Raw genomic sequence first — 25,728 nt, forward strand, 5'->3', positions numbered from 1 at the left:
GGCTTGTGCGATGCCGTTAGGGCCTCAGGTTCCGGCGTCGATCAGCGTGAAACTCGCGCGCGCGATGGGGCCGGAGCGGTAATAGTCCGACAGCCCCTCGCGCAGCGACGGCGGCAGTTGCGTCCAGTCGGTCCAGTCCACCTCGAACCCGTTGGCGGTGGCGGCCTGGGTGATCGCGCCGCGGCTGGGGATCACGTGCGGCGCGCGGGCCGTGCCCCCGGCGGCGCGGCGCGGTTCCAGCCGCAAGAGCGGCTCCGCCGAGGTGGCCAGCACCCCGTCCCCCATCACCATCCTGGGGCGAAGCCTGGCGATATCCTCGAAGACCTCGTGGAGGTCGGACACGTCGCGCAGCACGTCCATCAGCACCACGAGGTCGAACCTCTTGTCCATGTCGGCGGCGGTTTGCAGAAAGTCGAGCGGCGCGGCGCGGCGCATCTCGACCCGTTCGCGCGCCCCGATGGAGGGCAGACCGTCGAATCGGGCGATAAGCTCGTCCTGCGCCTCGACCCCGACGACCTGCAGGGCGCCGGCCTGCGCCAGGTCGGCGCACCACCTGCCATCCCCGGCGCCGAGATAGAGCACGCTGCTGTCGGTGATGACATGGCGAAAACAGTCGAACAGCATCCCGTACCGCGCCTGCCGGCGGTTGGCGCGTTGTCGCAATGTAACCTCGACGGTGCCGGGATCCCCGGCCGCGCCCGTATCCGGCGCGTCATTCAGGCCGTCCATGTCATCTCCTTTGCCATGATCCGGGCAAACGCTTAGCATGACATCCCGTAACGAACGGTAAACGCCGCCCTGCCCGCCGACACGAGTGTCCATGTCCGACCGCCAGCCGCCTCTCGATCCGGAACTTCTGCTACAGGCCTACGCGGCGGGAATTTTCCCGATGGCCGAGTCGCGCGACGACCCGGAGCTGTTCTGGGTCGATCCGCGGTTGCGCGGCGTGCTGCCGCTCGACGGGTTTCACGTGTCGCGGTCCCTCGCCCGCCGAGTGCGCCGGGGCGCCTACACCGCTACGCTCAATGCCGATTTCAAGGGCACCGTCGACGGCTGTGCCGCCCGTTCGGAAACCTGGATCAACGGTCCGATCCGGGCGCTTTACATGGACCTGCACCGCATGGGCCACGCGCACTCGATGGAGATCTGGCAGGACGGCGTGCTGGCGGGCGGGGTCTACGGCGTGACGCTCGGGGCGGCCTTTTTTGGCGAAAGCATGTTCTCGCGCCGCACCGATGCGTCGAAACTGGCGCTGGCGCACCTGACCGGGCATCTTCGGCGCTGCGGCTTCGTCCTGTTCGACACGCAGTTTCAGACCGAGCACCTGGCCAGCCTGGGCGCGCAGGAGATTCCGCGGGCGATGTACCGCGAAGCGCTGGAACACGCGTTGCGCATCGACGCGGATATCAACCACCCGCCCTTCGATCCCGCGCCTCACTGGGTGATGCAGCGCAGCACCCAGATATCGTAGCGTTGATGCTCGACCGCGTTCAGCGCGGGCGACGAGGCCATCATCCAGCCCGAAAAGATCGGCGGCGCGTCCTCTTCGGGGTGGACCGTGAGAAAGGCGAAGGCGTCGCCCGCCGGGTTGCCCGCGGGATAGCGGCACTCGCCCAGCTCGATCCGCATCCGGCCGACATTGCCGGCGCTGGCGTTGGCGATTTCCAGGTCGCCCGTCTCGGTGGTGATCTTGTCGACCCAGCGCAGCACGACGCCGGTGCCGACCTCGACCTCTTCCTGCGCCTGCGCGCCGGAGACACAGAGCAACGCCGCCAGAATGGCGGTCAAGACACGATGGCGTCGGATCATTCGCCGGCCTCTTGTCCGGCCTCGTCGCCGGCCACGAACTTGGTGAGAAGCCCGATCAGGCTGACCGACCCCTGGGTGAACTCGATCTCGTCTCCGGCGGTGAAATAGAACGGCGACCCGCCGGGCATGATTTCCACGAAGTTGCCGCCCAGCAGCCCCTCGGAGCTGATCGCGAGCGCGCTGTCGTCGGGCACCTCGATATCCTCGCGCACCGTAAAGACGGCGCGGGCGCGGTAGGTTTCGGGATCGAGCTGCATGTCGATCACGCGCCCCACCTTGACCCCCGCGAGGCGCACATCGGTGCCCACGTCGATGCCGTCGGCGCTGCGGAAGCTGGCGCGCAGCTGGTATTCGGGGGCGGCGGCGGAAAAGCCGCTGACCTGTCCGGCATAGATCACGAAGGCGGCGGCGATGGCCAGGACGGCCCCGCCGACGGCAACCTCGGTCAAGTTCTCGCTGGCCATGCGCGGCTCCTGGTTGAAAGCGTCCGGGGACGCCGGGTTACTCGGGGCTCCACGCCTCGTAGTCGCGCCGCTCGGCCGGTTCGGCCCGGCGGATCGAGCCCGCGGGGGCGTAGGCCAGCGCGGTGCCGGTGAGGTTTTCCTCGTGCGGCTTTTCCCACGGCTTGCGCTTCAGCGGCGCCTCGGTGGGCGGCTCCTTGTAGGTGTGATGCAGCCAGCCATGCCATTCCGGGCTGACCCGGCTGGCCTCGGCCTCGCCGTTGAAGATTACCCAGCGGCGCTTGCCGTCGTCGGTCTGGTAGAAGATGTTGCCCTGATCGTCCTCACCGACCTTCACGCCCTTGCGCCGGGTGTGAATCATCGTGTTCAAAGTGGCGCCGTTCCACCAGGTGACGGCGCGCAAAAGAGAGGTGAGCAGACCCATCATGATCCTCCGAAACGTCGCTGGTCCCGATATGCCGCAGATTGCCGCCAAGGTCCAGCCCGCAGGAGGCCGCGGCGGCCTCTATCCGCCAGTCCGGCGCCTTTTCCGGCAAGCCCGCGCGTGACGCGCCGCCGCGCTGCCGGCCTGGTCCCTGCCCGTGCAGGCCAGCATTTTCTTGCAAAGAAAATGCCCATGAAAATCGACAGGATTTTCATGGGCAAATTTTTCGAAAAATTTGTCCGCGCCGGGGCGGAGGGCGCTCAGCTGGCGCTGGCCTCTTCCTTCTTGGCGTCGGCATGCACCATCAGCGGCGCGGCTTCGGCGGTGACCGCTTCCTCGTTCACCACGACCTCCTCGACATTGTCCATGCCGGGCAGTTCGAACATCGTGTCGAGAAGGATATCCTCGAGAATCGAACGCAGGCCGCGCGCCCCGGTCTTGCGGGCGATCGCGCGCTTGGAAATCGCCGTCAGCGCGTCGTCGGTGAAGGTCAGCTCGACATTCTCCAGCTCGAACAGGCGCTGGTACTGCTTGACCAGCGCGTTCTTGGGCTGGGTCAGGATCGTGACCAGCGCATCCTCGTCCAGGTCTTCCAGCGTCGCGATGACCGGCAGGCGACCGACGAATTCCGGGATCAGGCCGAATTTCAGCAGGTCCTCGGGTTCGAGATCCTTGAAGACCTCGCCCACGTTGCGCTCATCCACGTTGCGCACGTCGGCGCCGAAGCCCATCGCGCTGCCCTTGCCGCGCTGGCTGATGATCTTGTCGAGGCCGGCGAAGGCGCCGCCGCAGATGAACAGGATGTTCGTGGTGTCCACCTGCAGGAATTCCTGCTGTGGATGCTTGCGCCCGCCTTGCGGCGGCACGGCGGCCACGGTGCCTTCCATCAGTTTCAGGAGCGCCTGCTGCACGCCCTCGCCCGACACGTCGCGGGTGATCGAGGGGTTTTCCGACTTGCGGGTGATCTTGTCGACCTCGTCGATATAGACGATGCCGCGCTGCGCGCGTTCGACGTTGTACTCGGACGCCTGCAGCAGCTTGAGGATGATATTCTCGACATCCTCGCCCACATACCCGGCCTCGGTCAGCGTGGTGGCGTCGGCCATGGTGAAGGGCACGTCGAGGATCCGCGCAAGCGTCTGCGCCAGCAGCGTCTTGCCGCAGCCCGTGGGGCCGATCAGCAGGATGTTGGACTTCTGCAGTTCGATGTCGTTCTTGCCGGAATGGTTGAGGCGCTTGTAATGGTTGTGCACCGCGACCGACAACACGCGCTTCGCCGTCGCCTGGCCGATCACGTAATCGTCCAGCACATCGCAGATCTCGCGCGGGGTGGGCACGCCATCCGTCGCCTTCAGACCGGCGGTCTTGGTTTCCTCGCGGATGATGTCCATGCACAGTTCAACGCATTCGTCGCAGATGAAAACCGTGGGACCCGCGATCAGCTTTCGGACCTCGTGCTGGCTCTTGCCGCAGAAACTGCAGTAGAGCGTGTTCTTGCTGTCGCCACCGGAGTTGTTCGCCATTCTTGCACCTTTCGGCGTCCTGCGCCGTATGTCAGACCCATCATGTGCGCCACCCTGAATGGGTGAGGCCGGTTCATCCGGCCCTAGCGCGGGTCGCTAGTTTCACGTCCGTTTGAGGCAGCTTAGGGCAGAGCGTTTGGCACCTCAATGTCAAAATCGCCCCTGCCCCCTCGCGTGCCGCGGATGCGCGGATCAGCTGTCGTCTTCGTCGCCTTTCGCCCGGTTTTCCACGATTTCGTCGATCAGACCCCAGTCCTTGGCCTGCTCGGGAGACATGAAGTTGTCGCGCTCCAGCGCCTCCTCGACCTTTTTCAGCGATTGTCCGGTGTGTTTTACGTAAATTTCGTTAAGACGCCGTTTCAGCTTCAGCGTTTCCTCGGCGTGGATCATGATGTCCGTCGCCTGGCCCTGGTAGCCGCCCGACGGCTGGTGAACCATGATTCGGCTGTTGGGCAGCGAAAAGCGCATCCCCGCAGCACCCGCCGTCAACAGCAGACTGCCCATGCTTGCGGCCTGGCCGATGACCAGCGTGCTGACCTTGGGCTTGATGTACTGCATGGTGTCGTAGATCGACAGGCCCGATGTAACAACGCCGCCGGGGCTGTTGATATACATCGAGATTTCCTTGGAGGGATTCTCGGCCTCGAGGTGCAGAAGCTGCGCCACGATCAGGCTGGACATGCCGTCATGCACCGGGCCGTTGACGAAGATGATCCGCTCCTTCAGCAGGCGCGAGAAGATGTCGTAGGCGCGTTCGCCGCGGCTGGTCTGCTCGACCACCATGGGGACGAGCGTGTTCATGTAGGTTTCCATCGGGTCTGTCATGTTGCCTGCCTCTTGATGCGCATGGTCCGGGCCGTGGATCGGCCCGCGTCGCAGTGAACCTTATGCGTGGGCCGGGGGGGCTTCAAGAGCGGCCGGCGATTTTCGCGCGCGCTGTTCCCAGCCACGGGCCGTCGCCGGTCAGACACCGTCATGGTGAAGAATTCGTTAAGTTTTGCAGGGGTTTTGACCGTTTTCGCCCCGCTGCGCGCTGCGACAAAAAATATCCCGCTATGTCAATCTGGCGCATTGCTCATCCTTGCGGGGCATTCTAGAACCGTTCTCGTGTTGCGGGACACGCTGCGGAGGAGTCTGACCGACCCTTTGCCAACAGGTGTCCTTCGTATAAACGACCAGCAGGAGGCACCCAGATGGCAGACGCAGCCATTCACGGCCACGGACATGACGACAACCGCGGGTTCTTCACCCGCTGGTTCATGTCGACAAACCACAAGGATATCGGGATTCTCTACCTGATCACGTCGGCATTCGTCGGCCTGATCTCGGTGGCGTTCACCGTCTACATGCGGCTCGAACTGATGGAGCCGGGCGTTCAGTACATGTGCATGGAAGGCGCGCGGTTCACCGCGGCGGCCGCCGGCGAATGTACCCCGAACGGGCACCTGTGGAACGTCATGATCACCTATCACGGGGTTCTGATGATGTTCTTCGTGGTGATCCCCGCCCTCTTCGGCGGCTTCGGCAACTACTTCATGCCGTTGCAGATCGGCGCGCCGGACATGGCGTTCCCGCGTCTGAACAACCTCAGCTTCTGGCTTTATGTCACCGGCACGTCGCTGGGTGTCGCCTCGCTTCTGGCGCCGGGCGGCAACGGGCAGCTTGGCTCGGGCGTGGGCTGGGTGCTTTACCCGCCGCTCTCGACCAACGAGGCGGGCATGTCGATGGACCTGGCGATCTTTGCCGTGCACGTGTCGGGCGCAAGCTCGATCCTGGGCGCGATCAACATGATCACCACGTTCCTGAACATGCGCGCACCGGGCATGACGCTGTTCAAGGTGCCGCTGTTCTCATGGTCGATCTTCGTCACCGCGTGGCTGATCCTGCTGTCGCTGCCGGTTCTGGCGGGCGCCATCACCATGCTGCTGACCGACCGGAACTTCGGCACGACCTTCTTCGACCCGGCAGGCGGCGGTGACCCGGTGCTTTACCAGCACATCCTGTGGTTCTTCGGCCACCCCGAGGTCTACATCATCATCCTGCCCGGCTTCGGCATCATCAGCCACGTCATCGCGACCTTCGCGCGCAAGCCGATCTTCGGCTACCTGCCGATGGTCTGGGCGCTGATCGCCATCGGCTTCCTCGGCTTCGTCGTGTGGGCGCACCACATGTACACCGTGGGCATGTCGCTGACCCAGCAGTCCTACTTCATGCTGGCCACGATGGTCATCGCGGTGCCGACGGGCGTGAAGGTGTTCAGCTGGATCGCCACCATGTGGGGCGGCGCGATCGAGTTCAAGACGCCGATGCTCTGGGCGTTCGGCTTCCTGTTCCTGTTCACCGTGGGCGGCGTCACCGGCATCGTCCTTTCCCAGGCGGGCATCGACCGGGCGTACCATGACACCTACTACGTGGTGGCGCACTTCCACTACGTGATGTCGCTGGGCGCCGTCTTCGCCATCTTCGCGGGGGTTTACTTCTACTTCCCCAAGATGACCGGGCGGATGTACCCCGAATGGGCCGGCAAGCTGCACTTCTGGGCGATGTTCATCGGTGCGAACCTGACCTTCTTCCCGCAGCACTTCCTGGGACGTCAGGGGATGCCCCGCCGTTACATCGACTACCCCGAGGCTTTCGCGGTCTGGAACTACTGGTCGTCCATCGGTGCCTTCCTGTCCTTCGCTTCGTTCATCTTCTTCTTCGGTGTGATCGCCTACTCGCTGTTCCGCGGCGCACGCGTGACGCAGAACAACCCGTGGAACGAATATGCCGACACGCTGGAATGGACCCTGCCCTGCCCGCCGCCCGAACACACGTTCGAGCAGCTGCCCAAGCGGGAAGACTGGGACAAGCAGCCCGCGCACCACTAGGCGGCGGCTGTCCAGCCTGAACCTTTCGACAGGCCCCGGAGCGATCCGGGGCCTGTTTCGTTCAAGAGAGGCGTGCCGGGATGATCTATCTTGCCTGCATACTGGTGATCGTGATCGGCGGCAGCGTGCTGCACCGCCGCCGCGCCGCGCCTTGGCGACTATACGCGTTCGGGGTCGAGATCTACCTGCTACTCTGCGTGGCAAGCCTCGCGCTCTCGCGTTTCGCACCCCAGCTGATCTGGGGGTTTCCGTTCGGCCGCGGCGGCGGCGCGACCGGGTGGCGCGGCGGCGGCGCGCCGGTCTTCGAGGTCTTCGTCGCACCGCTGATCGCGGTTCTTCTGGCCCTGGTGGGTCCTGCGCTCGTCTGTGCCCTCATGTGGTGGCAGCAGCGCCTGGGCGCCATGCTCTACCCGTCTGCGACGCGCTGGCTTTTCTGGCCGGTCGTGGCGGGGTTGGTGCTGGTTCCCGGCGTGGTGACGCTGGTGCTGGTCAATGGCGGGGCGCAGGCCGCCGATCCGTCCGCGGTGGCGGGGCTGGGCCGGGTGGCCCGCCTGATCGGCGAGGCCGCCCTTGTCGCGCTTGCCGCGCTGACCGTCTGGTCGTATCTGCGCCACCGTCTCAGCCGCCGCTGAGCGGCAAGACGGCGACGAACCCGGTGCCGTCACAAAAGTTTAACGCATTCGCTGCGCCCCTGTTACGCAAAACCCGCTCTTTTCAGGACCAGACCGCGTTGCTGCGACGCGGATTTCGCCTGCAAAGAGGATTTCAACGATGTTTTCCAAATACGATTTCGGCACGCCGTGGGGCCACCGCGGCCATTCCTGGAAAGACAAGTTTCCCGGCTTCTGGGACTGGTGCAATCCGCGCGACGACGACGCCCCCACCTCGCCCCCAACCGCATCCGATGACGTTGCGCGCGTCGTGGGCCGCAAGGCAAAGCTCGATCTTCTGGCCAACGACCTGCCCGGCGAAGACGGCGACGCCGACGACCTGTTCATCTCCGAGATCAACGGCAAGACCGTCGGCAACCGCAAGTTCTTCCTGCTGAAGGACGAGGAGTCCGGTGTCGCCGAAGGGTTTCTCAAGATCAAGGCGGACGGCACGGTCAAGGTGAAAGCCTTCCCGTGGTTCGACGGCGAGCTTGATTTCACCTACCGGGTCTCGGACGGAGAGACCGAGAGCGACGAGGCGCAGGTCACGGTCGAGATGCTTGGCCGCAAGGAGACGTTCACGCTCAACCTGCTGCATTTTGCCGACCAGGAAGCCGGCGCCGCCGCCGTGGCGGACGCGCCCAACTTCTCGGGTGTGCTGAACGCGCTGCGCGACGAGGACGTGGGCGCCGACGCGACGCTCACGCTTTCCTCGGGAGACGCTTTCATTCCGGGCCTGTTCTATGACGCTTCGGCGGCGGTGTTCGGCTCGGCCGGGATCGCCGATGTCCAGATCCAGAACGAGCTGGGTGTACAGGCGGTGGCCCTGGGCAACCACGAGTTCGACTTCGGCACCGCCACGCTTGCCGGTCTGATTTCCGGCGACGCGGCGGGAGACTTCGCCGCCCTGTCGGGCACCGACCTCGACGGCATGGATTTCGCGGGGGCGCTCTTCCCTTACTTGTCGGGCAACCTCGACTTTTCCACCGACGAAAACCTCGCGCCGCTGGCGGTCGAGGGCGGGCAGGCCCCGCAGGCGGGCGTCGTGACCTCCTCGACCGTGATTGAACAGGACGGCGAACGCTTCGGCGTCATCGGGGCCACCACCCCGACGCTCGGCTCGATCTCGTCGCCGGGTGGCGTGGGCATCGCCCCGGGCTGGGCCGGCACCGAGCCGACCGAGGCCGAGCTGGACGCGCTGGCCGCCACGATCCAGGCCGAGGTCGACGCCCTGCTGGACGCGAACCCCACGATGGACAAGGTGATCCTGCTGGCGCACATGCAGCAGATCGACATCGAGTTCGCGCTGGCCGAACGTCTGTCGGACGTGGATATCATCGTCGCCGGCGGCTCGAACACGCGGCTTTTCGACGACAATGACCGTGCCCGCGACGGCGACAGCGACCAGGGCCAGTACCCGGCCTTCATCGACAACGCCGGCGGCACCACCACCGCGGTCGTCAACACGGATGGCAGCTACAAATACGTGGGGCGCCTGGTGATCGAGTTCGACGCATATGGCAACATCATCCCCGAAAGCTATGACGCGGATGTCTCGGGCGCTTACGCCACAGACGACCAGGGCGTGGCGGAGCTGGATGCCGAAGGTCTGATCGACCCCGAGATCCAGGCCATCGCCGACGCGATCCAGGACCAGATCCTGGCGACCGAAGGCAATGTCTTCGGCATTTCGGACGTCTTCATGAACGGCAACCGCTCGGGCACCGGCGCGGGCGACGACCCCGATGGCGTGCGCACCCAGGAAACCAACCTGGGCAACCTGACGGCGGACGCGAACCTGGACTATGCCAACGAGATCCAGTCGGACACCGAGGTGTGGGTGTCGATCAAGAACGGCGGCGGCATCCGGGCCTCGATCGGGCAGACGGTGGTGCCCGCCGGCGGAAGCGAGCCGGTGCGCGGCGTGAACGAGCAGATCCTCGACGGCGACGGCAACGTGGTGAAACCGACGGGCGGCATCAGCCAGAACGACATCCAGACCACGCTCGCGTTCAACAACGACCTCGTCGTCGGCCAGCTGAGCGCGACCGAGCTGGTGGCGGTACTGGAGCACGGCGTGGCCGCCCTGCCCGGCGTGGCGGGCCAGTTCATCCAGGTGGCGGGCGTAGAGTTCAGCTTTGACCCCGATGCGCCCGCCGGCGCGCGGATCGACGACGCGGCCTTCGTCGACCCCGACACCGGCGAGATCCGGGCGGTGCTGGTGGATGACGGCGTCATCGTGAACCCCGACCAGGAATACGGCGTGGTGACGCTGGGCTTCCTGGCCGCGCCGCGGTTCGACGACGACGGCAGTTTCATCGGCGGCGGTGACGGCTATCCCTTCCCCGAGGATTTCGACTTTACCGCCCTCGAAGTGGAAGGCGTGCAGACCGGCGATGCGACCTTCGCCGATGACGGCACCGAGCAGGACGCGCTTGCCGAGTACCTGCTGGACAACCACAACACCGCCGCCACAGCCTTTGCCCAGGCCGATACCGGGCCGGACATGGACACGCGCATTCAGAACCTCGCCTTCCAGGACGGCGCTGCGCTGGATGCGGCCGTGGACGACTTCCTGTTCGTCTGATCTGGCGCCACGCAGGAAAGAAGGCCCCGGCGCGGTCCGGGGCCTTTGCTTTTCGTGGTGCAAATAAGCGGTCTGGGCTAGAAGTGAAACGTCCTCTTCCAGCCCTTTGAGGACAAGTGTGATCAATAGCCTTTAGCGCCATTGACGGGCCGCGGCGCGGCGAGCCAACGGCGGTTCGGCGGCGCTTTATCCAAGCCAAACCCGAAACAGAATTGAACGATGCACCGAACATCAACCAATCGCCGGGCCGTGGGGACGGCCCGTCGATGGCGCGGGGCCTGCGGCCTTAATCCGCGCTGGTGCTGTAGATCGAACGTCTTTTATGTCCGGTCGCCAACACGGAATGTCGGGATCGAATCCCTTTCAAGACACCGGTGTCGCGCCTTTAGCCGGTGAACAGCCGCGAAGCGGCCCGGCGATCGTCAGCCCCTCCCGTGGGCTGGCGATGTGGCAGGCGCTGGGTGAAACGATCATTCCGAGGCTGTATGTGGCTGGCATAAAATGCTTCAGAATTGCCGTCGGATCGCCACCCCAGGGGCTGACGCTCGCCTCCGTTGGGAATGGCAGCAACGATGCCTTCTTCATCTTCACGCCACGGCCCGCCGCTCGTCGCCCACACATCCCGGACGTGATCCGGGATCCCATGGCCCAGAGATCCTCGGGTCAGGCCCGAGGATGATTCCGCGCGATGCGGCGGATTTACATTTATCATGATATATACCATGATAGTAATACGACGGAATCAAAGGAGACGCCCCATGTCCCTCAGCATTTTCGCCACCATCCACCCCAAGCCAGACTGCCTGATCGAGGCTCGCGACGCCATCCTCGGTATCCTGTCCGAGACCCGCGCCGAAGCGGGCTGCCAGCATTTCACCCTGCACCGCAACGTCGACAGCGACACCCTGCACTTGACCGAGATCTGGGACAATCGGGCCGCCTTCGACGCGCATCACGGGCAGGCTTACACCCGCGCGGTGTTCGAACGGTACGAGCATCTCTTGGCCGCGCCGGTCGAACTGACCTTCATGCACCCTCTGGCCTGAAAGCCCGTCCCATGTTCTTTCTCAAGGACCTGCCCACGCGGCGCATGATCGAAAGCTATTCCGGTCATTACGACACAAACCCGGAGACGATCCGCGAGGGGCTGACCCTGCTGCGGCGGGCCAGCCTGCTGATCCGCCGGCTGGATGCCTATTTCGCGCGGCACGGGCTGTCGCAGCTGCGATTTCTGTTCCTGATCGTGATCGACCGCGAGGAAGACCGCGACAGCCTGACGGTGGGCGAAATCACCGAGCGGCTGGATGTCTCCGGCCCGGTGGTTGCGCGCACCCTGCGGACGCTGCTGGACGACGGGTTGGTGACCAAGACCACGGACGAAGACGACAGCCGCCTCCGCCATATCGCCCTGACGCCCGAGGGGCGGGACAGGCTGACGGCCGTCCTGCCCGGCTATTTCCGGATCATCGCGGACGAGATGGAGGGCGAAGGTCCATGAGACGCGTCTTGCGGATATTCCTGGTGTGGCTGGTTGTCTGGCCACTCGTGATGGCAGGGTTGGTAATTCTGCGAACCATCGGGCCGGATTGGCCGATGGCGTGGCGGACATTGGTGCTGACGGGCGTGCTGGTCCCGCTCATCTCGCTGGGGATCACACCAGTGGTGGCTTGGCTGACAAGCCGCCTCCACTGGCAATAGCGCAAAGGCCCCGGCAAAACCGGGGCCTTATGACAGGTAAAACTGCAAAGCCGCAATCACCGCCCGAAGTTGAACCGCCGCATCACGACCAGGGACGCCGTGAAGCTGTCATCGTCCTGCACGATGGGCGAATCCGCCGCATCGCCCACATAGCGGTTCCAGGCCAGCGTCCCGTCGAGATACCAGTTCCGCGACAGCTCGTACTGCGCGCCGACCTCTATCCCCGCGCTGACGAGGCCCGAGCCGGGCGCGTAGGCGGGAAAGGCCGACAGAGTCGCCTCTGCCGGGGTGACGCCGAAATAGGTGGACGCATAGTCATCCGACCCCCAAAGCGCGCGCGGCCCCACCGTCACCGTCCAGTCCTCGGAAGGGCGGAAGATCGCATCGGCGCCAAGCTCGCCCACCCAGCTTTCATGGCCGATTACGCCATAGCGCACATCGGCGAAGGCCTGGAAGTTCTCGGCGGTGTAGCCGACGCCGCCGCCGATCTCGACGCTGAAATCGACATCGCGCAACCCGGTCAGTTCCACGTGGTCCGAGCTGTCGCGCTTGCCGATCAGGCGCAGCGAGCCACGCGGCCGCCAGCCCAGATCGACCGCATTGGGGTCGGGATCGCCGAATTCGAGCCGGCCGATCCGGAGGTGGCCGAACTTGAACCCGCCGGTGACGCCCGCGTCGTAATCGTCCGAGCCGAAATACTCGGGCTGGTAATTGCCGCCGATGCCCGCCGCGAAGGACAGGCTGGGCCCGGATTGCGCCAGTGCCGTACCGGGAAGAAGGGGGGCGGCCATGGCGGCGATCAGGAAAGTATATTTCATATGTTGTCCCTGTACGTCTCTTTGGGGGAAGGCCTCTGCCGGGTTGGGCGTCAGCTCAGGTTACCGTTGTACCAGTCATGCAGCGACACCTCGATGTCCACCCCGGCCTCGCTCAGCATCCGGGCAAAGACTTCGGGGTCCTGGGTGCCGCCTTCGCGACCGCGATAATGGTAGGGGATCACCATTGCGGGGGCGAATTCGGCCACCGCGTCGGCGGCCTGTTCGGCGGTCATGGTGAAAGGCAGGTTCATGCACACCAGCGCAAGGTCGATGTCCTGCAGGCCGCGCATCTCGTCGGTGCCTTCGGTGTCGCCCGAGATATAGACCCGGCCCGCATCGGTGGTCACGACGAAGCCGATATCGCCACGGTCCCGGGGATGGAAATCCATCCGGCCCTCGGTGATGTTGTAGGCGGGCACGGCCTCGATTCCGAGGTCCATCATCTCGGTTGTCTCGCCCGCCGCGATGGCCTGCGCGCGGCCCTGCATGTCCTCGGGCATAATGCCCATCACGTCGGCATTGGTCAGGATCGGCACCTCGGGCAGCGCCGCCAGAAGGTCGGCGCTGTAGTGGTCGCCGTGGCGGTGGGTGACCAGAATCAGCCCGGGCTCGGGCAGGCCCTCATAGTCCGATGCCGCGCCCACCGGATCGACATAGACCACGCCCGCCGATGTCTCCATCACGAAGGACGCATGCGAGATCGGGTGAAGGGTCACGCCCCCGTCGAGAACGCTCATGCTGGCGCCCTCTTCGGCGGCAAGGGCAAGTGAGGGCAGCACGGTCACGGTGCCGGCCGCGGCGCTGCCGATCAGGAAATTGCGTCTGGTGGTCATGGGACCCCTCCCGGTCTGTTGCATCGGTTGGTGGACCGGCGAAAGGCCGGACCCTGGTTCGCCAAGAAGGATAGTACGATCGAGGGCCGTGGCGAGGGGCGCGGGCCCATCTGTGCGAAAATCGACGCGACGGGTCAATAGCCGCCGGATTTCCAGCCCATGAAGGCCTTGGTCACCTCTTCGGAGATGTCCCAGGTCACGCGCCTGCCATCCCGGACAAAGGCCGTGTCACCGGGGCCAAGGTCCAGCGCATCGCCCGAGGCATGATCGGTGATGCGGCAGCGGCCCTGAAGAATAACCATCATTTCGTCGCTCTGCTCGGTGCAGTCGAACGCGCCTTCGGAACAGCTCCAGATCCCTGACCGCGTAGCATGGCCCGGCCCGCCGGCATCCAGCCGCCCGTGGCAGACCGGATCGCCCCGCACGATCCTGTAGTCGCTCTCCGGCGCATCAAAGGGCCAGTGCTCCAGCGGTCCGACATCGTCTCCGGGTCTGTATCTGCGCATCTATCCCTCCAGCGTGACCAGGTCGGCGAAATGCTCCTGCACCACCGCCTGCACGATGCCGCCGACCCGCCGCGCCAGCGCCGCATGGGCCGCGCGCCGGCGCCAGGCCAGGCCGATGGACCGGGCGAGGCGGCCATCGCGGAAGGGCCGGATCGCCACGTCGTCCTCCTTGCCGTCCACCTCGGACCGGACATAGAGCGCGGGCAGGAAACTGACACCCATCCCCAGCGCCGTCATCTGGCGCAGCGCATCCAGGCTGGTGCCTTCGTAATCCTGCCGCAGCCGCGCGCCCACATCCTCGCACAGACGCAGCATCTGGCCATGCAACAGGTAGGCATCGGACAGCGACAGCACGTCCTGCCCGTACAGGTCCGCCGCCTCGACACGCGCCTGTCCGGCCAGCGGATGGTCCTGCGCCACGGCCAGCTTCAACGGCTCGCGAAAGAGCCGCATGACGTCGAGATCAGCCGATTGCACCGGCAGCTGCGTGAGGATCATGTCGTGCCGCCCCTCGGTCAGATCATCCTGCAGGCTGCGCGGCGCGGCATCGCGTATCACCAGCTTCAACGCCGGATACGCCCGGTGCAGGCGCCGGGTCACGAACGGCAGAAGGTATGGCCCCAGCGTCGGCGCGGTGCCTAGGTGCAGTGTGCCACCGATGCCGTCCCGCGCCGCGCGGGCCCGCTGCACCAGCGTTTCGATTTCGTCGACCACCTTGCGGGCCTGCTCCCTTACCTCGCGTCCCGCCGGCGTCAGGACGGCGCCGCGCCGCCCCCGCTCCACCAGGTCGACGCCAAGAGCGGATTCCAGCCGAACGATCTGCTGGCTGAGCGACGGCTGGCTGATCCCGGCGCGTTCAGCGGCCTTGCGATAATGGCCCGCCTCGCAGAGCGACAGGAAATAGCGCAACTGGCGCAAGGTGATCTCGTCCATCCCATGGTCCTCGTCCCGAACTTTTTCAAGATAGGGTTTTCCTATCGGATTTTCAGCTTCGATAGGATTTAATCGCCGCCCGCCCCTTCCCATGTCTTGTTCACGATTGACCGAACAGCATCACCAAGGGAGGACCCTGATGAAACGCCGCATTCTTTCGCCCAAGAGCCTGAAAGCCCGGATCGACACGCTGTCCCGCCGGCACCGCGAGCTTGACCTGCGCATCACGCGCGAGGAAAGCCGCCCCGCCACCGACACGCTGCGCCTCAAGCAGTTGAAGCAGGAAAGGCTGGGGCTGCGCGATGCGATCCGGCTGACGCAGACCCTGCTCAAGCGTCTGGACCCGCGCCCGGCCCGCCGCGGCTGGCAGCAGCAGTTTCATTCGGGTTAAGACGATGGTCGATTTCTACATCGCTCTTATGGCGCCGCGCTTGTCGCGCGGCCAGAACCTGGATGACCTCGAGGAGGCTTTGGCAGACGACTGATTTCGTACCGGGGGCCGTTCCCTCATCCCGGCCCCCGGTGCGCGGCGACGCGCCCGGATCGCGCGAAAATCACGCGCGCAGGTCGCTTGCCCCGGGGCGGGGTCACGGTAATGAACAGGGGCGTTACGATGGCACCCGCCCTTTGGACGATGTTGGGACCCATCAAACACCGCGTTTGGCGCAGACGGTACTGCGGTCCGACGTATGCGTCTCGGTCCCAATTCGACCGATCACGCAAAGGATTCATTTAATGCGCACAGCACAACTCAATCGCCGCAGCGGTGAAGCGACCCGGCGATGCACGGCTCTGACGCTCAGCCGCGCGCCTCGCGCACGTTGGGATGTTCAGACGGACGGAACGGCACATCGCACACCTCCGCAGCGGCCGCCTGGCCGGAATGCTCGGCATAGGCCTCGGGCAATTCCACGCGCAGCCGCGATCCGATGTCCGACAGGCGCCACGGCACGAAGGCCAGCGCGATGTTCACCTCCAGTTCCGGCGACCACCAGGCGGAGGTGACGTATCCCACCCGACAGCCCTCGTCGTCCTGCACCAGCCAGAAATCGGACGGGTAATCCGTCACTGGCAAGCCATCCATCTTGATCCCGACCATCTTGAGGCGGAAGGGATATTCCCCCGCCTCGATCGCGTCGCGCTGACGTTCCAGCGCCGCCTTGCCGATATACTCCGCCGGTTTCTCTTTCGGCACTTGGTAGGCCAGGTTCACCTGGAAGGGCGAGGTCTCGTGATCCATGTCCTGCCCCCAGGACAGGATGCCGGCCGCAATCCGGCGGTGATGCCCGGGGGCGATCACCCGCAGGCCATAGCGCGCGCCGGTCCCGCGAATCGCGTACCACACTTTCTCGGCGTTCTCGGACGCGTCCCGCACGTAGACCTCGTAGCCCTTTTCGCCGGAAAATCCGGTCTGGCTGATGACCACGGGAGCCCCGCCGATCGTGGCTTCCATCATGCCGTAATAGGGCACGTCGCGCAGCGTCTCGTCCACCAGGTCGACCATAAGGTCTTCGGACAACGGCCCCTGGACCTGCAGGGGCGCGACGTCGATCTCGTCGATCTCGACATCCCATTTGCCGTGCACGTTGACGCCACGCAGCCAGAGCAGGAGGTCCGAGTCCGAGATCGAGAACCAGAATTCATCCTTCGACAGCCGCAGAAGGACGGGATCGTTGAGGATCCCGCCCTTTTCGTCACAGAGGATGCAGTATTTGCCATGCATCGGCTCGATCTTCGTGGCATCGCGGGTGATCACGAAATTGACGAAGGCCTCCGCGTCCGGCCCGCGCACCCGGATCTGCCGCTCCACGGCCACGTCCCACAGGGTGACGCGATGCACCAGGCTGCGGTATTCCGCCATGGTGCCGCCATCCTCTTCGCGGACATAGCCGCGGGGGTGATACATCCGGTTATAGACCGTCGCGCGCCACGCCCCCGCCTCGACCGACAAGTGCCAGAAGGGCGATTTGCGAACCCGGGTGGAGACCAGCATCTCGACCGGGGTCGCGCCCGACTGGCGCAGGTTGACCGGCACGAGCCGGTCGCTCTGGTCTATTTCCGCAACATTGGGGTGGGTGAAGGTCCGGTTCTGCACGTCCTGCGTTGTCATGGGCGACCTCCTTTTCTTCTCGGTGTAAACGCGTCACGGTCCGGCTGCGTTCCGTCAGACCCGCCCGCGCGGAAACGCGTGTGCGGACCTCCGCCGAGGAACCGGCCCCGCGCCGATCTGCCGGAGCCGGGCCGCCGGGCGTCGCATTTACGGGTTCCACCTCTCCCCTGCCCCATGGTATGCCCCGCAAGGTCAAAGCTGGGGGAGGCCCGCATGTCCAAGGAAATCCGTCTTGCCTTCGCGCACCCGTCCGAGCGCGCGGACGCGACCGCCCCCGATGGCCCGCTCGACCGGATCTCGGTGCGCGACCACGTCGTCGAGGTCGAGATCGGCGCGTTCCAGGCCGAGCGCGGCACCACCCAGCGCGTGGCGTTCAACGTGGTGGTCGAGGTACGCCCCATCACCGACCCGATCGACGACGACGTGGACCGCATCCTCAGCTATGACAAGGTGACCGAGGCCATCGCCGCCGAACTTGCCGAGGAACGCCTGAACCTGTTGGAAACCCTGGCCGAACGCATCGCCGAGCGCATTCTGATCGAGCCGCAGGCGGTGCGCACCTTTGTGCGCATCGAGAAGCTGGATCGCGGCCCCGGCGCGCTTGGCGTGGAAATCGTCCGCTCGGTCGACGACCTCAAGACCAAGCCGGTGGGCCATCACGCCGACATCACGCCGCATCCGCATGTCGTTTACCTCTCGAACACCGCCATCGGCTCGCCCAACCTGTCGCGCTGGCTGGACCAGCTTCAGGCGCGGGCCGAGCCGGTGATCCTGTGCGTCGGCCACAACCGCGTCGACAGCCCGAAGACCGGCCACCGCATGTCGCAGCGCCGCGTCGACCTCCTGGCGCTGGAACAGAACGCCTGGGTCCTGGCGGGCCGCGACGACCGCTGCGTCGTGGTGGGGACCCGGACCGAGCTGGACTGGGCGATGAAGAACGGCCAGATCAGCGTCTGGGCCCCGTCGAAGATCGTGCTGGACGCGGTCGACGGCCCGCGCACCGGCCCGGATGATCCCGTCGGTCTGGCGGCATGGTTTGCCGGCCACATGGACGCCTCTGACCTGCTCTTGATCGGCGAGGTGCCGCCCCGGGACCCGCCCGTGCCGGTGCTGGTGCAGGACATCGCCCAAAGCGGCTTGTGAGACCCCGTCTCACAAGCCATCCCGGACCTGATCCGGGACCTCCCCGCCACCTCGCGCCACACCGCCCCGGACCCGATCCGGGACCTCCCGCCACCTCGCGCCACACCGCCCCGGACACGATCCGGGATCTCCCCGCCACCTCGCGCCACGCCGTCCCGGACCCGATCCGGGACCTCCCCGCCACCTCGCGCAACGCCGTCCCGGACCCGATCCGGGACCTCCCTGCCCAAACGCGCCACCGTCACGACCATGCCCCCTGACCTCGCTGCCTCTAGACCGACCGCCATGCCCCATTACCGCCCCCTCCCCCGCACCGACCACGCCCGCCCCGACACCGCACTGACGCTCGCGGGCGGCTGGTGCTGGTTCGACACGGTCGAGGAGGTGCATCGCGACGCGCCTTCCCGCCTGATCCCGGCGCAGTACGCCCCGGCAGAAGTCCTGTCCCGCCTGACCGCGCCCCGCGCCCCCGTCACCGGGTTGGACATGGCGCGCCCCGTCCTGATGGGCATCCTCAACGTCACGCCCGACAGCTTTTCCGACGGCGGCCAGCACAACGACCCCGACGCGGCGCTGGCCCGGGCCCAGGCGATGACCGCCGCGGGGGCCGAGATCATCGACATCGGCGGCGAATCCACCCGCCCGGGCGCGTCCGAAGTGCCCTTGGACGAGGAAATCGCCCGCACCGCCCCGGTCATCGCAGCCCTGCGCCAGCGCAAGGACGTTCCCGTCTCCATCGACACCCGCAAGGCCCCCGTGGCCCGCGCCGCGCATCAGGCCGGCGCCAGCCTCGTCAACGACGTGGCGGGTTTCACCTTCGACCCGGCGCTTGCGCGCTTCTGCGCCGAGGCCGGCCTGCCGGTCTGCGTCATGCATGCCCAGGGCACGCCCGACGTGATGCAGAAGGACCCGCGCTACGACAACGTGGCGCTCGACATCTACGACTGGCTGGAAGAGCGCATCACCGCGCTGGAGAACGCCGGCATACCCCGCGACCGGATCATCGCCGATCCCGGCATCGGCTTCGGCAAGACGCTGGAGCACAACCTGACCCTGCTGCACAATCTGGCGTTGTTTCATGGGCTTGGCTGCGCGGTTCTGCTGGGCGCGTCGCGCAAGCGCTTCATCGGCACGATCGGCGGCACCGAAGAGGCGCGGCACCGCGCCCCCGGCTCGATCGCCGTGACGCTCGCGGGGGTTGCGCAAGGCATCCAGATACACCGGGTGCATGACGTGGCCGAAACGTCTGAGGCGCTCAGGCTCTGGATGGCCGCCACCGTCGCGCCGGAAAATTAGAAATTTTCCGGCCTGATAAAATTCGTACGAATTTTATCAGGCGCCGAACAGCCGCCGCAGCGCGCCCAGCTGGCTGAGCGCCACGCCCCCCAGGATCAGCGCAAGACCCAAGTACAGGCTGGGCGGCAGCGCCTCGAACAGCACCACAGCGCCGAAAATGATCGACCAGACCGGGACCTGGTAGTTCACCAGGCTCAGAAACACCGGCCCGGCATCCCGGATCACCTGCACCAGCAGGATCTGCGCCACGCCCGTGGGCAAAAGGCCAAGGTATATGAGCGCCCAGAGCACCCGGCCCTGCGGCATCTCGGGCAGGCCCTCGGCCATCAGCGCATAGGGCGTGAACACCACCGCCGCCACGGTCAGCACGGCGGCGGCCAGCGACAGGCGGTCCACCTCGGGCGCCAGCCGCGTGAAGATCGAGCCCACCGCGTAACACCCAGCCGCACCCACACAGGCCAGCCGCGCCAGCATCTCGAACTCCGCGCCCGTTGAACGCAATGCCTCGGGTCCGATCAACACGGCCACACCCAGCGTGCCCATCACGAAGCCCACCGCGCGGCGCATACGCATCCGTTCCCCCGGCACCAGAAAATGCGCCAGCGGCAGGACCAGCAGCGGCACTGCCGCCATGCAGACGCCCGCAAAGCCCGAGGCGACCACCTGCTGGCCCCAACTGAGCAAAAAGAACGGCAAGGCGTTGGAAAACAGCCCCATCGCCACGATGAACGCCCAAAGCCGCCCGGCCTGAGGCCCACGGCGGCGCGGCAAGCCCCGACCCGTCGCGCGGCAGAGCACCAGTAGGAACGCCGCCCCCAGGGTCAATCGCACCGCCACCACGGTCAGCGGCCCAACGCCTTGCAACGCCACGCTGACCGCCATGAAGGACGCGCCCCAGATCATGCCCAGGGCACACAGCCTGAGCCAGTTCACCGGCGCGACGGCAATCGGATTTTCCATTCAGATCAACCCTCCGGGCATGTGAGTGCGTGTCAAAACGTCCCGAGCGCATTGTCGTTCGTCGCGGCACAGCCACGTCTTGCGATCGAAAGGAGGCGCATCATGGATATAGCCATCGGCGCCGCGGCCCTGTCGATCATCACCTTGGTGATCTTTCTCATCTTGGCCGCGCGCAACAAGCAAAAGACCGAAGAGCGAAAGAAAGATCCCGACGTCCCGCCAAGTTCGCTTGCCAAGGACGGCGACTCTCACAAGCCGGTCGACTGACAAGAACGAAAAGAGCCGGTGCACCACCGGCTCTTTCCTTTTCGGGTGCGGATGGCCTCAGTTTTTCTCTTTGTCGACCATCTTGCCGGCGGAAATCCACGGCATCATGGCGCGCAGCTTCTCGCCCACTTCCTCGATCTGGTGCGCGTCGTTCATCCGGCGGGTGCCCTTGAAGAACGGCTGACCAACCTTGTTCTCGGTCATGAAGTCACGCACAAACTTGCCGGTCTGGATGTCGTGCAGGATCGCCTTCATTTCCTTCTTGGTCTGCTCATAAGGCAAAACCCGCGGGCCGCTGACGTATTCACCATACTCGGCCGTGTTCGAGATCGAGTAGTTCATGTTGGCAATGCCGCCTTCATAGATCAGGTCGACGATCAGCTTCACCTCGTGCAGGCACTCGAAATAGGCCATCTCGGGGGCATAGCCCGCCTCGACCAGCGTCTCGAAGCCCATGCGAATGAGCTCCACCAGACCGCCGCAGAGAACCGCCTGCTCGCCGAAAAGGTCGGTTTCGCATTCCTCGCGGAAGTTGGTCTCGATGATGCCCGAGCGCCCTCCACCGATGGCCGAGCAATAGCTGAGACCCAGTTCCAGCGCCTTGCCCGACGCGTCGTTATGAACAGCCACGAGGCAGGGCACGCCGCCGCCCTTGGTGTATTCACCGCGCACCGTGTGGCCGGGGCCCTTGGGCGCCATCATGATGACGTCGACGCCGTCCTTGGGCTCGATCAGGCCGAAATGCACGTTCAGACCGTGCGCAAAGGCAATCGCCGCGCCTTCGCGCAGGTTGTCATGCACGTATTTCTTGTAGGTCTCGGCCTGCAATTCGTCGGGCATGGTGAACATCATCAGGTCGCACCAGGCCGCCGCTTCGGCTATGCCCATGACCTTGAGGCCCTCGCCTTCGGCCTTCTTGGCCGAGGGGCTGCCTTCGCGCAGCGCCACCACGAGGTTCTTGGCGCCCGAGTCGCGCAGGTTCAGCGCATGGGCGTGGCCCTGGCTGCCATAGCCGAGGATGGCGACTTTCTTGTCCTTGATCAGGTTGATATCGCAATCGCGATCGTAATAGACGCGCATGGTTTTCTCCTTTTTCGTCAGATGTCGTGAAAGATGGCGAATATTTCGTAAGAGATCCCGGCTTTTTCGGTATGATTCCCTTAATTAGTGAGGTAATCATTCACCGTTCTTCAAATACTCGCAAATTCCATTCACTCACAACAGGCCCATGCATCTCGACGACACCGACCGCCGCATCCTGCGCCAGTACCAGCATGACCCGACGCTCGGTCCCGCCGACCTGGCCGAGCTTGCCGGCGTGACCCCCGCCACCTGTGCGCGGCGGCTGGACCGCATGGCCCAGGCGGGTCTTTTGCGCGGCAACCACGCGGTGATCGACTGGGCCGCGCTCGGCTACAGCGTCGAGGTCAGCTTGCGGATCACGCTGGACAAGACCGTCCCCAACGCGTTCGACGCGTTCACCGAGGCCGCCCGCGCCATCCCCGAGGTGCTGGAGATCCAGTCCTTCCTCGGTCGAGTCGACACGCGGCTTTCGGTCATTGCGCGGGACATGGCGCATTACCAGGAAATCTATCGCACCGCGATCCTGACCCTGCCCCATATCACCGATATCGAGGCGCTGATGCACGTGGCCCGGATCAAGACAGACGAGGTTCTGCCGCTATGAGCCAGCCCGCCCTCGAACTGGACACCACCGACCGCCAGATCCTGCGTGCGCTGGTGCAGGACGCCACCCAATCGGCCGGCGCCATCGGGCGCGCCCTGGGTCTCAGCCAGCCCGCCGCGTGGCGGCGGATCAAGCGGTTGCGCGATGCGGGCATCCTGAAAACCCAGCGTCTCGACCTGGACAAGGAGGCGCTCGGCTTCGGCGTCACCGTCTTCCTGGGCCTGAAACTGGCCACCAAGGGCCGCGTCAGCCTCGCGGATTTCGAGCGTGCCGTCTCGGCCATCCCCGAGGTGCAGACGGTCGAGCATATCCTCGGGCTCTACGACTACCGCCTGCGCGTCGTGGCCCGCGACATCTCGGATTTCGAGCGCGTGCTGCGGCGGCGCATCATGACCCTGCCCGGCGTCGGCGACGTGGAGGCAAACGTGCTTTTGAGCGAGGAACGCCGCCCCGGCCCGATTGGCTGACGGCATGGCCCGGTATGCCGCCGTATGCGTGTATGCAAAAGTATTATTTATAAACAAAGCTTTATGACGCGCCCGCATGACGGGTATGCAGAATTGACCTCTGGCGGCATGCGGCTTCTCAGGCTTATGCTGCAACGCAGAAAATGCGGCAGAGCACCCTCCCCGCCTCTGCCATTCCGCACACGTAAGACACGAGGTTGACCATGAAACTCATTCTTTCCACCGCCGCCCTCGCCCTGACGGCAACCACCGCCCTTGCCGATACCGTCACGCTGACACGGGCCAATGCCGGCGCCACCCTGCACGAAAGCGATGCCGACATGAGCGTCTACTGGGTTGAGGATGGCGATGCCTACGCGCTGACCGCCACCTATGTCACCGACGAGGCGCCGGCGGATCCCGCCCGCCTGAGAATGCACCTCTCGGACGGCGACACGGTGACCTTCGGCCTGCCCGGCGTTCAGGACCGACTGTTCACCTTCGCCCGCGACGGCGAAACCGTCTCGGTCCGATCGGCCCGCGTCAGCGTCGACTACGCCAGCAAGTAAGGCCGGCCATCGGTCGTGTCCCGCCGCGTCGCCCCCAAGCGTCGCGGCGTTTGCATGTCCGGCGTGCCGGAAATACCCTTCGGCGTGACGGCATGACGCCCTGTCATCCCGCCGTCGTTCGGGGCATACTGCCGCAAACCTTCCAACCCAGGACCAAACGCCCATGACCGCCCTCCGCCCCGATATCGATCCCGACGGCCTGCTGGAATACTCCGTCGTCTTCACCGACCGCTCTCTCAACCACATGAGCAAGGTATTCCAAGGAGTTATGAACGACATTTCATCCATGCTGAAAGAGGTCTACAACGCCTCTGCCGTGGCCATCGTGCCCGGCGGCGGTACCGTCGCGATGGAGGCCGTCGCCCGCCAGTTCGGCCATGACGCCCACGCGCTCATTGTGCGCAACGGCTGGTTCTCCTATCGCTGGAGCCAGATCTTCGACGCAGGCGCCTTCACGTCGGACACGACCGTCTGCATGGCCCGCCAGACCGGCAACGGGGCGCAGGCCCCCTTTGCCCCCGCGCCCATCGAGGAAGTCATCGCGAAGATCCGCGAGGCAAAACCCGACGCCGTCTTCGCGCCGCATGTGGAAACCAGCGCCGGCATCATCCTGCCCGACGACTACATCACCGCGCTGGCCGAGGCCGCGCACGAGGTGGGCGCCCTGATGGTGCTCGACTGCATCGCCTCGGGCTGCGCCTGGGTTGACATGGAACAGACCGGCGTCGACGTCCTGATCTCGGCCCCGCAAAAGGGCTGGTCGGCCTCGCCCTCGGCGGGCCTCGTGATGATGTCCGAGCGCGCGCTGGAGCGTTTGGAAAAGACCACCTCCAACAGCTTCGCCATCGACCTCAAGAAATGGCACGCGATCATGCAGGCCTATGAGAACGGCGGTCATGCCTATCACGCCACCATGCCCACCGACGCCCTGCGCGGGTTCCGCGACACGATGCAGGAGACGAAGGACTTCGGCTTTGAAAAACTGCGGCAGGCGCAATGGGACCTGGGCAATGCGGTGCGCGCCATGCTGGCCGACAAGGGCGTGACCTCCGTGGCCGCCGATGGGTTCGGCGCGCCGGGTGTGGTGGTCAGCTATACCACCGACCCCGAGGTACAAAACGGCAAGAAATTCGCCGCCGAAGGAATGCAGATCGCCGCCGGCGTGCCGCTGCAAGTGAGCGAGCCGGACGGGTTCATGACCTTCCGGCTGGGGCTTTTCGGGCTGGACAAGCTCTATGACGTCGAGGCCGCCAAGGCCCGGCTGCAAGAGGTGATCGATAGGGTGCTATAGACCACGCGCGGAGTCGAGGCGCAGCTAGCTGCGCCGCCGCGCGATCGCCAGACCGCCCCCCGGGCTGGCGATTGCTTACCGTTTGAGCTTCGATTTCAGGCTTTGCGGATGTGGCAGATATAAAGTGACCTGAAGACACGATGGGGTCGCCATCCCGCGGTCTGGCGAGCGCGCGGCTTTTACCGCAAACGTATATTGCTGTTCGCCCGACGCAGGCACATCCAGATCACCCAGGCGCTGGCCAACAGCCAAAGCCCACCCCACATCCAGGTGGTGCCGCCGAACTCCTCGGCCAGCATACGCGCGTCGGAATGCAGCCAGCTGCGCGCAATCGTGTCGCTGTAGATATCGAGCGGCACGTAGATCATGCAAGCCAGCCCGATCACCCGCAGCATCAGGTCGCTGACATCCCGGGCCAAGTATTTCGCCGCCAACAGCATCGCCGCGCCCGTCCCGGCCCCGAACACCAGCGCGAAGGGCGACCGCACGTAAAGCACCGTCACCGCCAGCAGCGTGACCCCCAGCGCGCCCAGCACCGCGCGGTCGGCGCGCGTCCGCACGGCGGCCGTGAAGAGCGCGACGCCGATCAGCAGCGAGCCAAGGTAACCCGCGCTCAGGCTGATAAAGCGATTGCCGCCGCGCGAGGTCACGGCCCCGCCCTGCATCGGGTCGAGCGTCAGGTCCAGAACCGCGCCGCCGGTCAGCAGCACGGCCAGCACGTGGCCCAGCTCGTGCAGGAACACCACCAAGAGTTTCAGCGGGATCACCACCGGGGTCTGCCACAGCACCGCAATCGCGGCCACCAGCAACAGCAATTGCCAATGCCCGCGCAGAAATGCCCGCATTC

General features: G+C 65.4%; 29 protein-coding genes. 15 read left to right on the forward strand and 14 right to left on the reverse strand.

The features are described 5' to 3' along the window. Positions 1–24 precede the first annotated feature (24 nt). Positions 25–729 carry a class I SAM-dependent methyltransferase gene (locus tag FIU89_RS12920; protein ID WP_172978102.1) on the reverse strand — a complete coding sequence of 235 codons (705 nt, stop codon included), beginning with the start codon at positions 727–729 and terminating at the stop codon, positions 25–27. 91 nt (positions 730–820) lie between these two features. Here FIU89_RS12920 and aat point away from each other — a divergent pair, with 91 nt between their 5' ends. Further along, positions 821–1,471, forward strand: coding sequence for a leucyl/phenylalanyl-tRNA--protein transferase (aat, locus tag FIU89_RS12925; protein ID WP_152492978.1), 651 nt, complete (start codon positions 821–823; stop codon positions 1,469–1,471). Here the strand turns inward: aat and FIU89_RS12930 are convergent. The 5 genes from FIU89_RS12930 to FIU89_RS12950 all read right to left on the reverse strand — a co-directional run bounded on the left by FIU89_RS12930 (position 1,435) and on the right by FIU89_RS12950 (position 5,042). Beyond that, positions 1,435–1,809: a DUF2155 domain-containing protein gene (locus FIU89_RS12930; RefSeq protein WP_152492979.1), complete on the reverse strand. Its 375-nt coding sequence runs from the start codon at positions 1,807–1,809 to the stop codon at positions 1,435–1,437. The two genes, aat and FIU89_RS12930, sit on opposite strands and share 37 nt — an antisense overlap. Further along, positions 1,806–2,273, reverse strand: a complete 468-nt coding sequence (gene mlaD, locus FIU89_RS12935) for an outer membrane lipid asymmetry maintenance protein MlaD (RefSeq protein WP_152492980.1) — start codon at positions 2,271–2,273, stop codon at positions 1,806–1,808. The genes FIU89_RS12930 and mlaD overlap by 4 nt, the downstream gene beginning before the upstream one ends. 37 nt (positions 2,274–2,310) lie before the next feature. After that, a complete protein-coding gene (locus FIU89_RS12940; RefSeq protein WP_152492981.1) occupies positions 2,311–2,694 on the reverse strand; it encodes an NADH:ubiquinone oxidoreductase subunit NDUFA12 in 384 nt (127 codons plus the stop codon). A gap of 260 nt (positions 2,695–2,954) precedes the next feature. After that, positions 2,955–4,217, reverse strand: coding sequence for an ATP-dependent Clp protease ATP-binding subunit ClpX (clpX, locus tag FIU89_RS12945; protein ID WP_152492982.1), 1,263 nt, complete (start codon positions 4,215–4,217; stop codon positions 2,955–2,957). A 192-nt stretch (positions 4,218–4,409) separates the two neighbouring features. Then, positions 4,410–5,042, reverse strand: coding sequence for an ATP-dependent Clp protease proteolytic subunit (locus tag FIU89_RS12950; RefSeq protein ID WP_152492983.1), 633 nt, complete (start codon positions 5,040–5,042; stop codon positions 4,410–4,412). 368 nt (positions 5,043–5,410) lie between these two features. Here FIU89_RS12950 and ctaD point away from each other — a divergent pair, with 368 nt between their 5' ends. The 6 genes from ctaD (at position 5,411) to FIU89_RS12980 (ending at position 12,022) form a co-directional block, all read left to right on the forward strand. After that, complete coding sequence (ctaD, locus tag FIU89_RS12955; protein WP_152492984.1) at positions 5,411–7,087, forward strand: cytochrome c oxidase subunit I; 1,677 nt, start codon at positions 5,411–5,413, stop codon at positions 7,085–7,087. 80 nt (positions 7,088–7,167) lie between these two features. Further along, positions 7,168–7,719, forward strand: a complete 552-nt coding sequence (locus FIU89_RS12960; protein ID WP_152492985.1) for a hypothetical protein — start codon at positions 7,168–7,170, stop codon at positions 7,717–7,719. A 139-nt stretch (positions 7,720–7,858) separates the two neighbouring features. Beyond that, complete coding sequence (locus tag FIU89_RS12965) at positions 7,859–10,324, forward strand: 5'-nucleotidase C-terminal domain-containing protein (protein ID WP_152492986.1); 2,466 nt, start codon at positions 7,859–7,861, stop codon at positions 10,322–10,324. 758 nt (positions 10,325–11,082) lie between these two features. Continuing rightward, positions 11,083–11,370, forward strand: a complete 288-nt coding sequence (locus FIU89_RS12970) for a putative quinol monooxygenase (protein ID WP_152492987.1) — start codon at positions 11,083–11,085, stop codon at positions 11,368–11,370. Between the two features lie 11 nt (positions 11,371–11,381). Next, positions 11,382–11,822 (forward strand): MarR family winged helix-turn-helix transcriptional regulator, encoded by a 441-nt coding sequence (locus FIU89_RS12975; RefSeq protein ID WP_152492988.1) that lies wholly within the window; start codon positions 11,382–11,384, stop codon positions 11,820–11,822. After that, positions 11,819–12,022: a hypothetical protein gene (locus FIU89_RS12980; RefSeq protein WP_152492989.1), complete on the forward strand. Its 204-nt coding sequence runs from the start codon at positions 11,819–11,821 to the stop codon at positions 12,020–12,022. Before FIU89_RS12975 ends, FIU89_RS12980 begins: the two co-directional genes overlap by 4 nt. Positions 12,023–12,078: 56 nt before the next feature. On the opposite strand, the gene FIU89_RS12985 is transcribed toward FIU89_RS12980, so the two are convergent. The 4 genes from FIU89_RS12985 to FIU89_RS13000 all read right to left on the reverse strand — a co-directional run bounded on the left by FIU89_RS12985 (position 12,079) and on the right by FIU89_RS13000 (position 15,112). Continuing rightward, positions 12,079–12,840: a MipA/OmpV family protein gene (locus tag FIU89_RS12985; RefSeq protein ID WP_152492990.1), complete on the reverse strand. Its 762-nt coding sequence runs from the start codon at positions 12,838–12,840 to the stop codon at positions 12,079–12,081. A gap of 50 nt (positions 12,841–12,890) precedes the next feature. Further along, the gene (locus FIU89_RS12990) at positions 12,891–13,673 is read right to left on the reverse strand and encodes an MBL fold metallo-hydrolase (RefSeq protein WP_152492991.1); all 783 of its coding nucleotides are present in this window, start codon (positions 13,671–13,673) and stop codon (positions 12,891–12,893) included. Between the two features lie 134 nt (positions 13,674–13,807). Beyond that, positions 13,808–14,179: a cupin domain-containing protein gene (locus FIU89_RS12995; RefSeq protein ID WP_152492992.1), complete on the reverse strand. Its 372-nt coding sequence runs from the start codon at positions 14,177–14,179 to the stop codon at positions 13,808–13,810. Further along, positions 14,180–15,112 carry a hydrogen peroxide-inducible genes activator gene (locus tag FIU89_RS13000; protein ID WP_152492993.1) on the reverse strand — a complete coding sequence of 311 codons (933 nt, stop codon included), beginning with the start codon at positions 15,110–15,112 and terminating at the stop codon, positions 14,180–14,182. 139 nt (positions 15,113–15,251) lie between these two features. On the opposite strand from FIU89_RS13000, the gene FIU89_RS13005 reads away from it, so the two are divergent. Further along, the gene (locus FIU89_RS13005) at positions 15,252–15,503 is read left to right on the forward strand and encodes a YdcH family protein (RefSeq protein WP_172978103.1); all 252 of its coding nucleotides are present in this window, start codon (positions 15,252–15,254) and stop codon (positions 15,501–15,503) included. A 408-nt stretch (positions 15,504–15,911) separates the two neighbouring features. Here the strand turns inward: FIU89_RS13005 and FIU89_RS13010 are convergent, their stop codons facing one another. Further along, positions 15,912–17,222: a glycine cleavage T C-terminal barrel domain-containing protein gene (locus tag FIU89_RS13010; protein WP_172978104.1), complete on the reverse strand. Its 1,311-nt coding sequence runs from the start codon at positions 17,220–17,222 to the stop codon at positions 15,912–15,914. A gap of 213 nt (positions 17,223–17,435) precedes the next feature. Between FIU89_RS13010 and FIU89_RS13015 the strand changes: the two genes are divergently transcribed. Both FIU89_RS13015 and folP read left to right on the forward strand, forming a co-directional pair. After that, positions 17,436–18,365, forward strand: coding sequence for a dihydroneopterin aldolase (locus tag FIU89_RS13015; RefSeq protein WP_152492995.1), 930 nt, complete (start codon positions 17,436–17,438; stop codon positions 18,363–18,365). A gap of 285 nt (positions 18,366–18,650) precedes the next feature. Beyond that, the gene (gene folP / locus FIU89_RS13020) at positions 18,651–19,661 is read left to right on the forward strand and encodes a dihydropteroate synthase (protein ID WP_152492996.1); all 1,011 of its coding nucleotides are present in this window, start codon (positions 18,651–18,653) and stop codon (positions 19,659–19,661) included. 36 nt (positions 19,662–19,697) lie between these two features. Here folP and FIU89_RS13025 read toward each other — a convergent pair whose 3' ends face one another. Beyond that, positions 19,698–20,621, reverse strand: a complete 924-nt coding sequence (locus FIU89_RS13025) for a DMT family transporter (protein WP_152492997.1) — start codon at positions 20,619–20,621, stop codon at positions 19,698–19,700. A 102-nt stretch (positions 20,622–20,723) separates the two neighbouring features. Between FIU89_RS13025 and FIU89_RS22305 the strand changes: the two genes are divergently transcribed. Further along, a complete protein-coding gene (locus FIU89_RS22305; protein WP_172978105.1) occupies positions 20,724–20,888 on the forward strand; it encodes a hypothetical protein in 165 nt (54 codons plus the stop codon). Between the two features lie 57 nt (positions 20,889–20,945). On the opposite strand, the gene ilvC is transcribed toward FIU89_RS22305, so the two are convergent. Next, a complete protein-coding gene (ilvC, locus tag FIU89_RS13030) occupies positions 20,946–21,968 on the reverse strand; it encodes a ketol-acid reductoisomerase (protein WP_254701673.1) in 1,023 nt (340 codons plus the stop codon). 148 nt (positions 21,969–22,116) lie between these two features. Between ilvC and FIU89_RS13035 the strand changes: the two genes are divergently transcribed. The 4 genes from FIU89_RS13035 (at position 22,117) to FIU89_RS13050 (ending at position 24,881) form a co-directional block, all read left to right on the forward strand. Next, entirely contained in the window at positions 22,117–22,575 is a 459-nt protein-coding gene (locus tag FIU89_RS13035) for an Lrp/AsnC family transcriptional regulator (protein ID WP_152492999.1), read from the forward strand. Then, positions 22,572–23,042: an Lrp/AsnC family transcriptional regulator gene (locus FIU89_RS13040; protein WP_152493000.1), complete on the forward strand. Its 471-nt coding sequence runs from the start codon at positions 22,572–22,574 to the stop codon at positions 23,040–23,042. The genes FIU89_RS13035 and FIU89_RS13040 overlap by 4 nt, the downstream gene beginning before the upstream one ends. A 203-nt stretch (positions 23,043–23,245) precedes the next feature. Further along, entirely contained in the window at positions 23,246–23,590 is a 345-nt protein-coding gene (locus tag FIU89_RS13045; protein ID WP_152493001.1) for a hypothetical protein, read from the forward strand. A gap of 163 nt (positions 23,591–23,753) precedes the next feature. Continuing rightward, positions 23,754–24,881 (forward strand): aminotransferase class V-fold PLP-dependent enzyme, encoded by a 1,128-nt coding sequence (locus FIU89_RS13050; RefSeq protein WP_152493002.1) that lies wholly within the window; start codon positions 23,754–23,756, stop codon positions 24,879–24,881. Between the two features lie 179 nt (positions 24,882–25,060). Here the strand turns inward: FIU89_RS13050 and FIU89_RS13055 are convergent, their stop codons facing one another. Continuing rightward, entirely contained in the window at positions 25,061–25,726 is a 666-nt protein-coding gene (locus FIU89_RS13055; RefSeq protein ID WP_152493003.1) for a M50 family metallopeptidase, read from the reverse strand. Between the last annotated feature and the right edge of the window lie 2 nt (positions 25,727–25,728).

The organism is Roseovarius sp. THAF27 (genome assembly GCF_009363655.1).
In the GTDB taxonomy this organism is placed as follows: domain Bacteria; phylum Pseudomonadota; class Alphaproteobacteria; order Rhodobacterales; family Rhodobacteraceae; genus Roseovarius.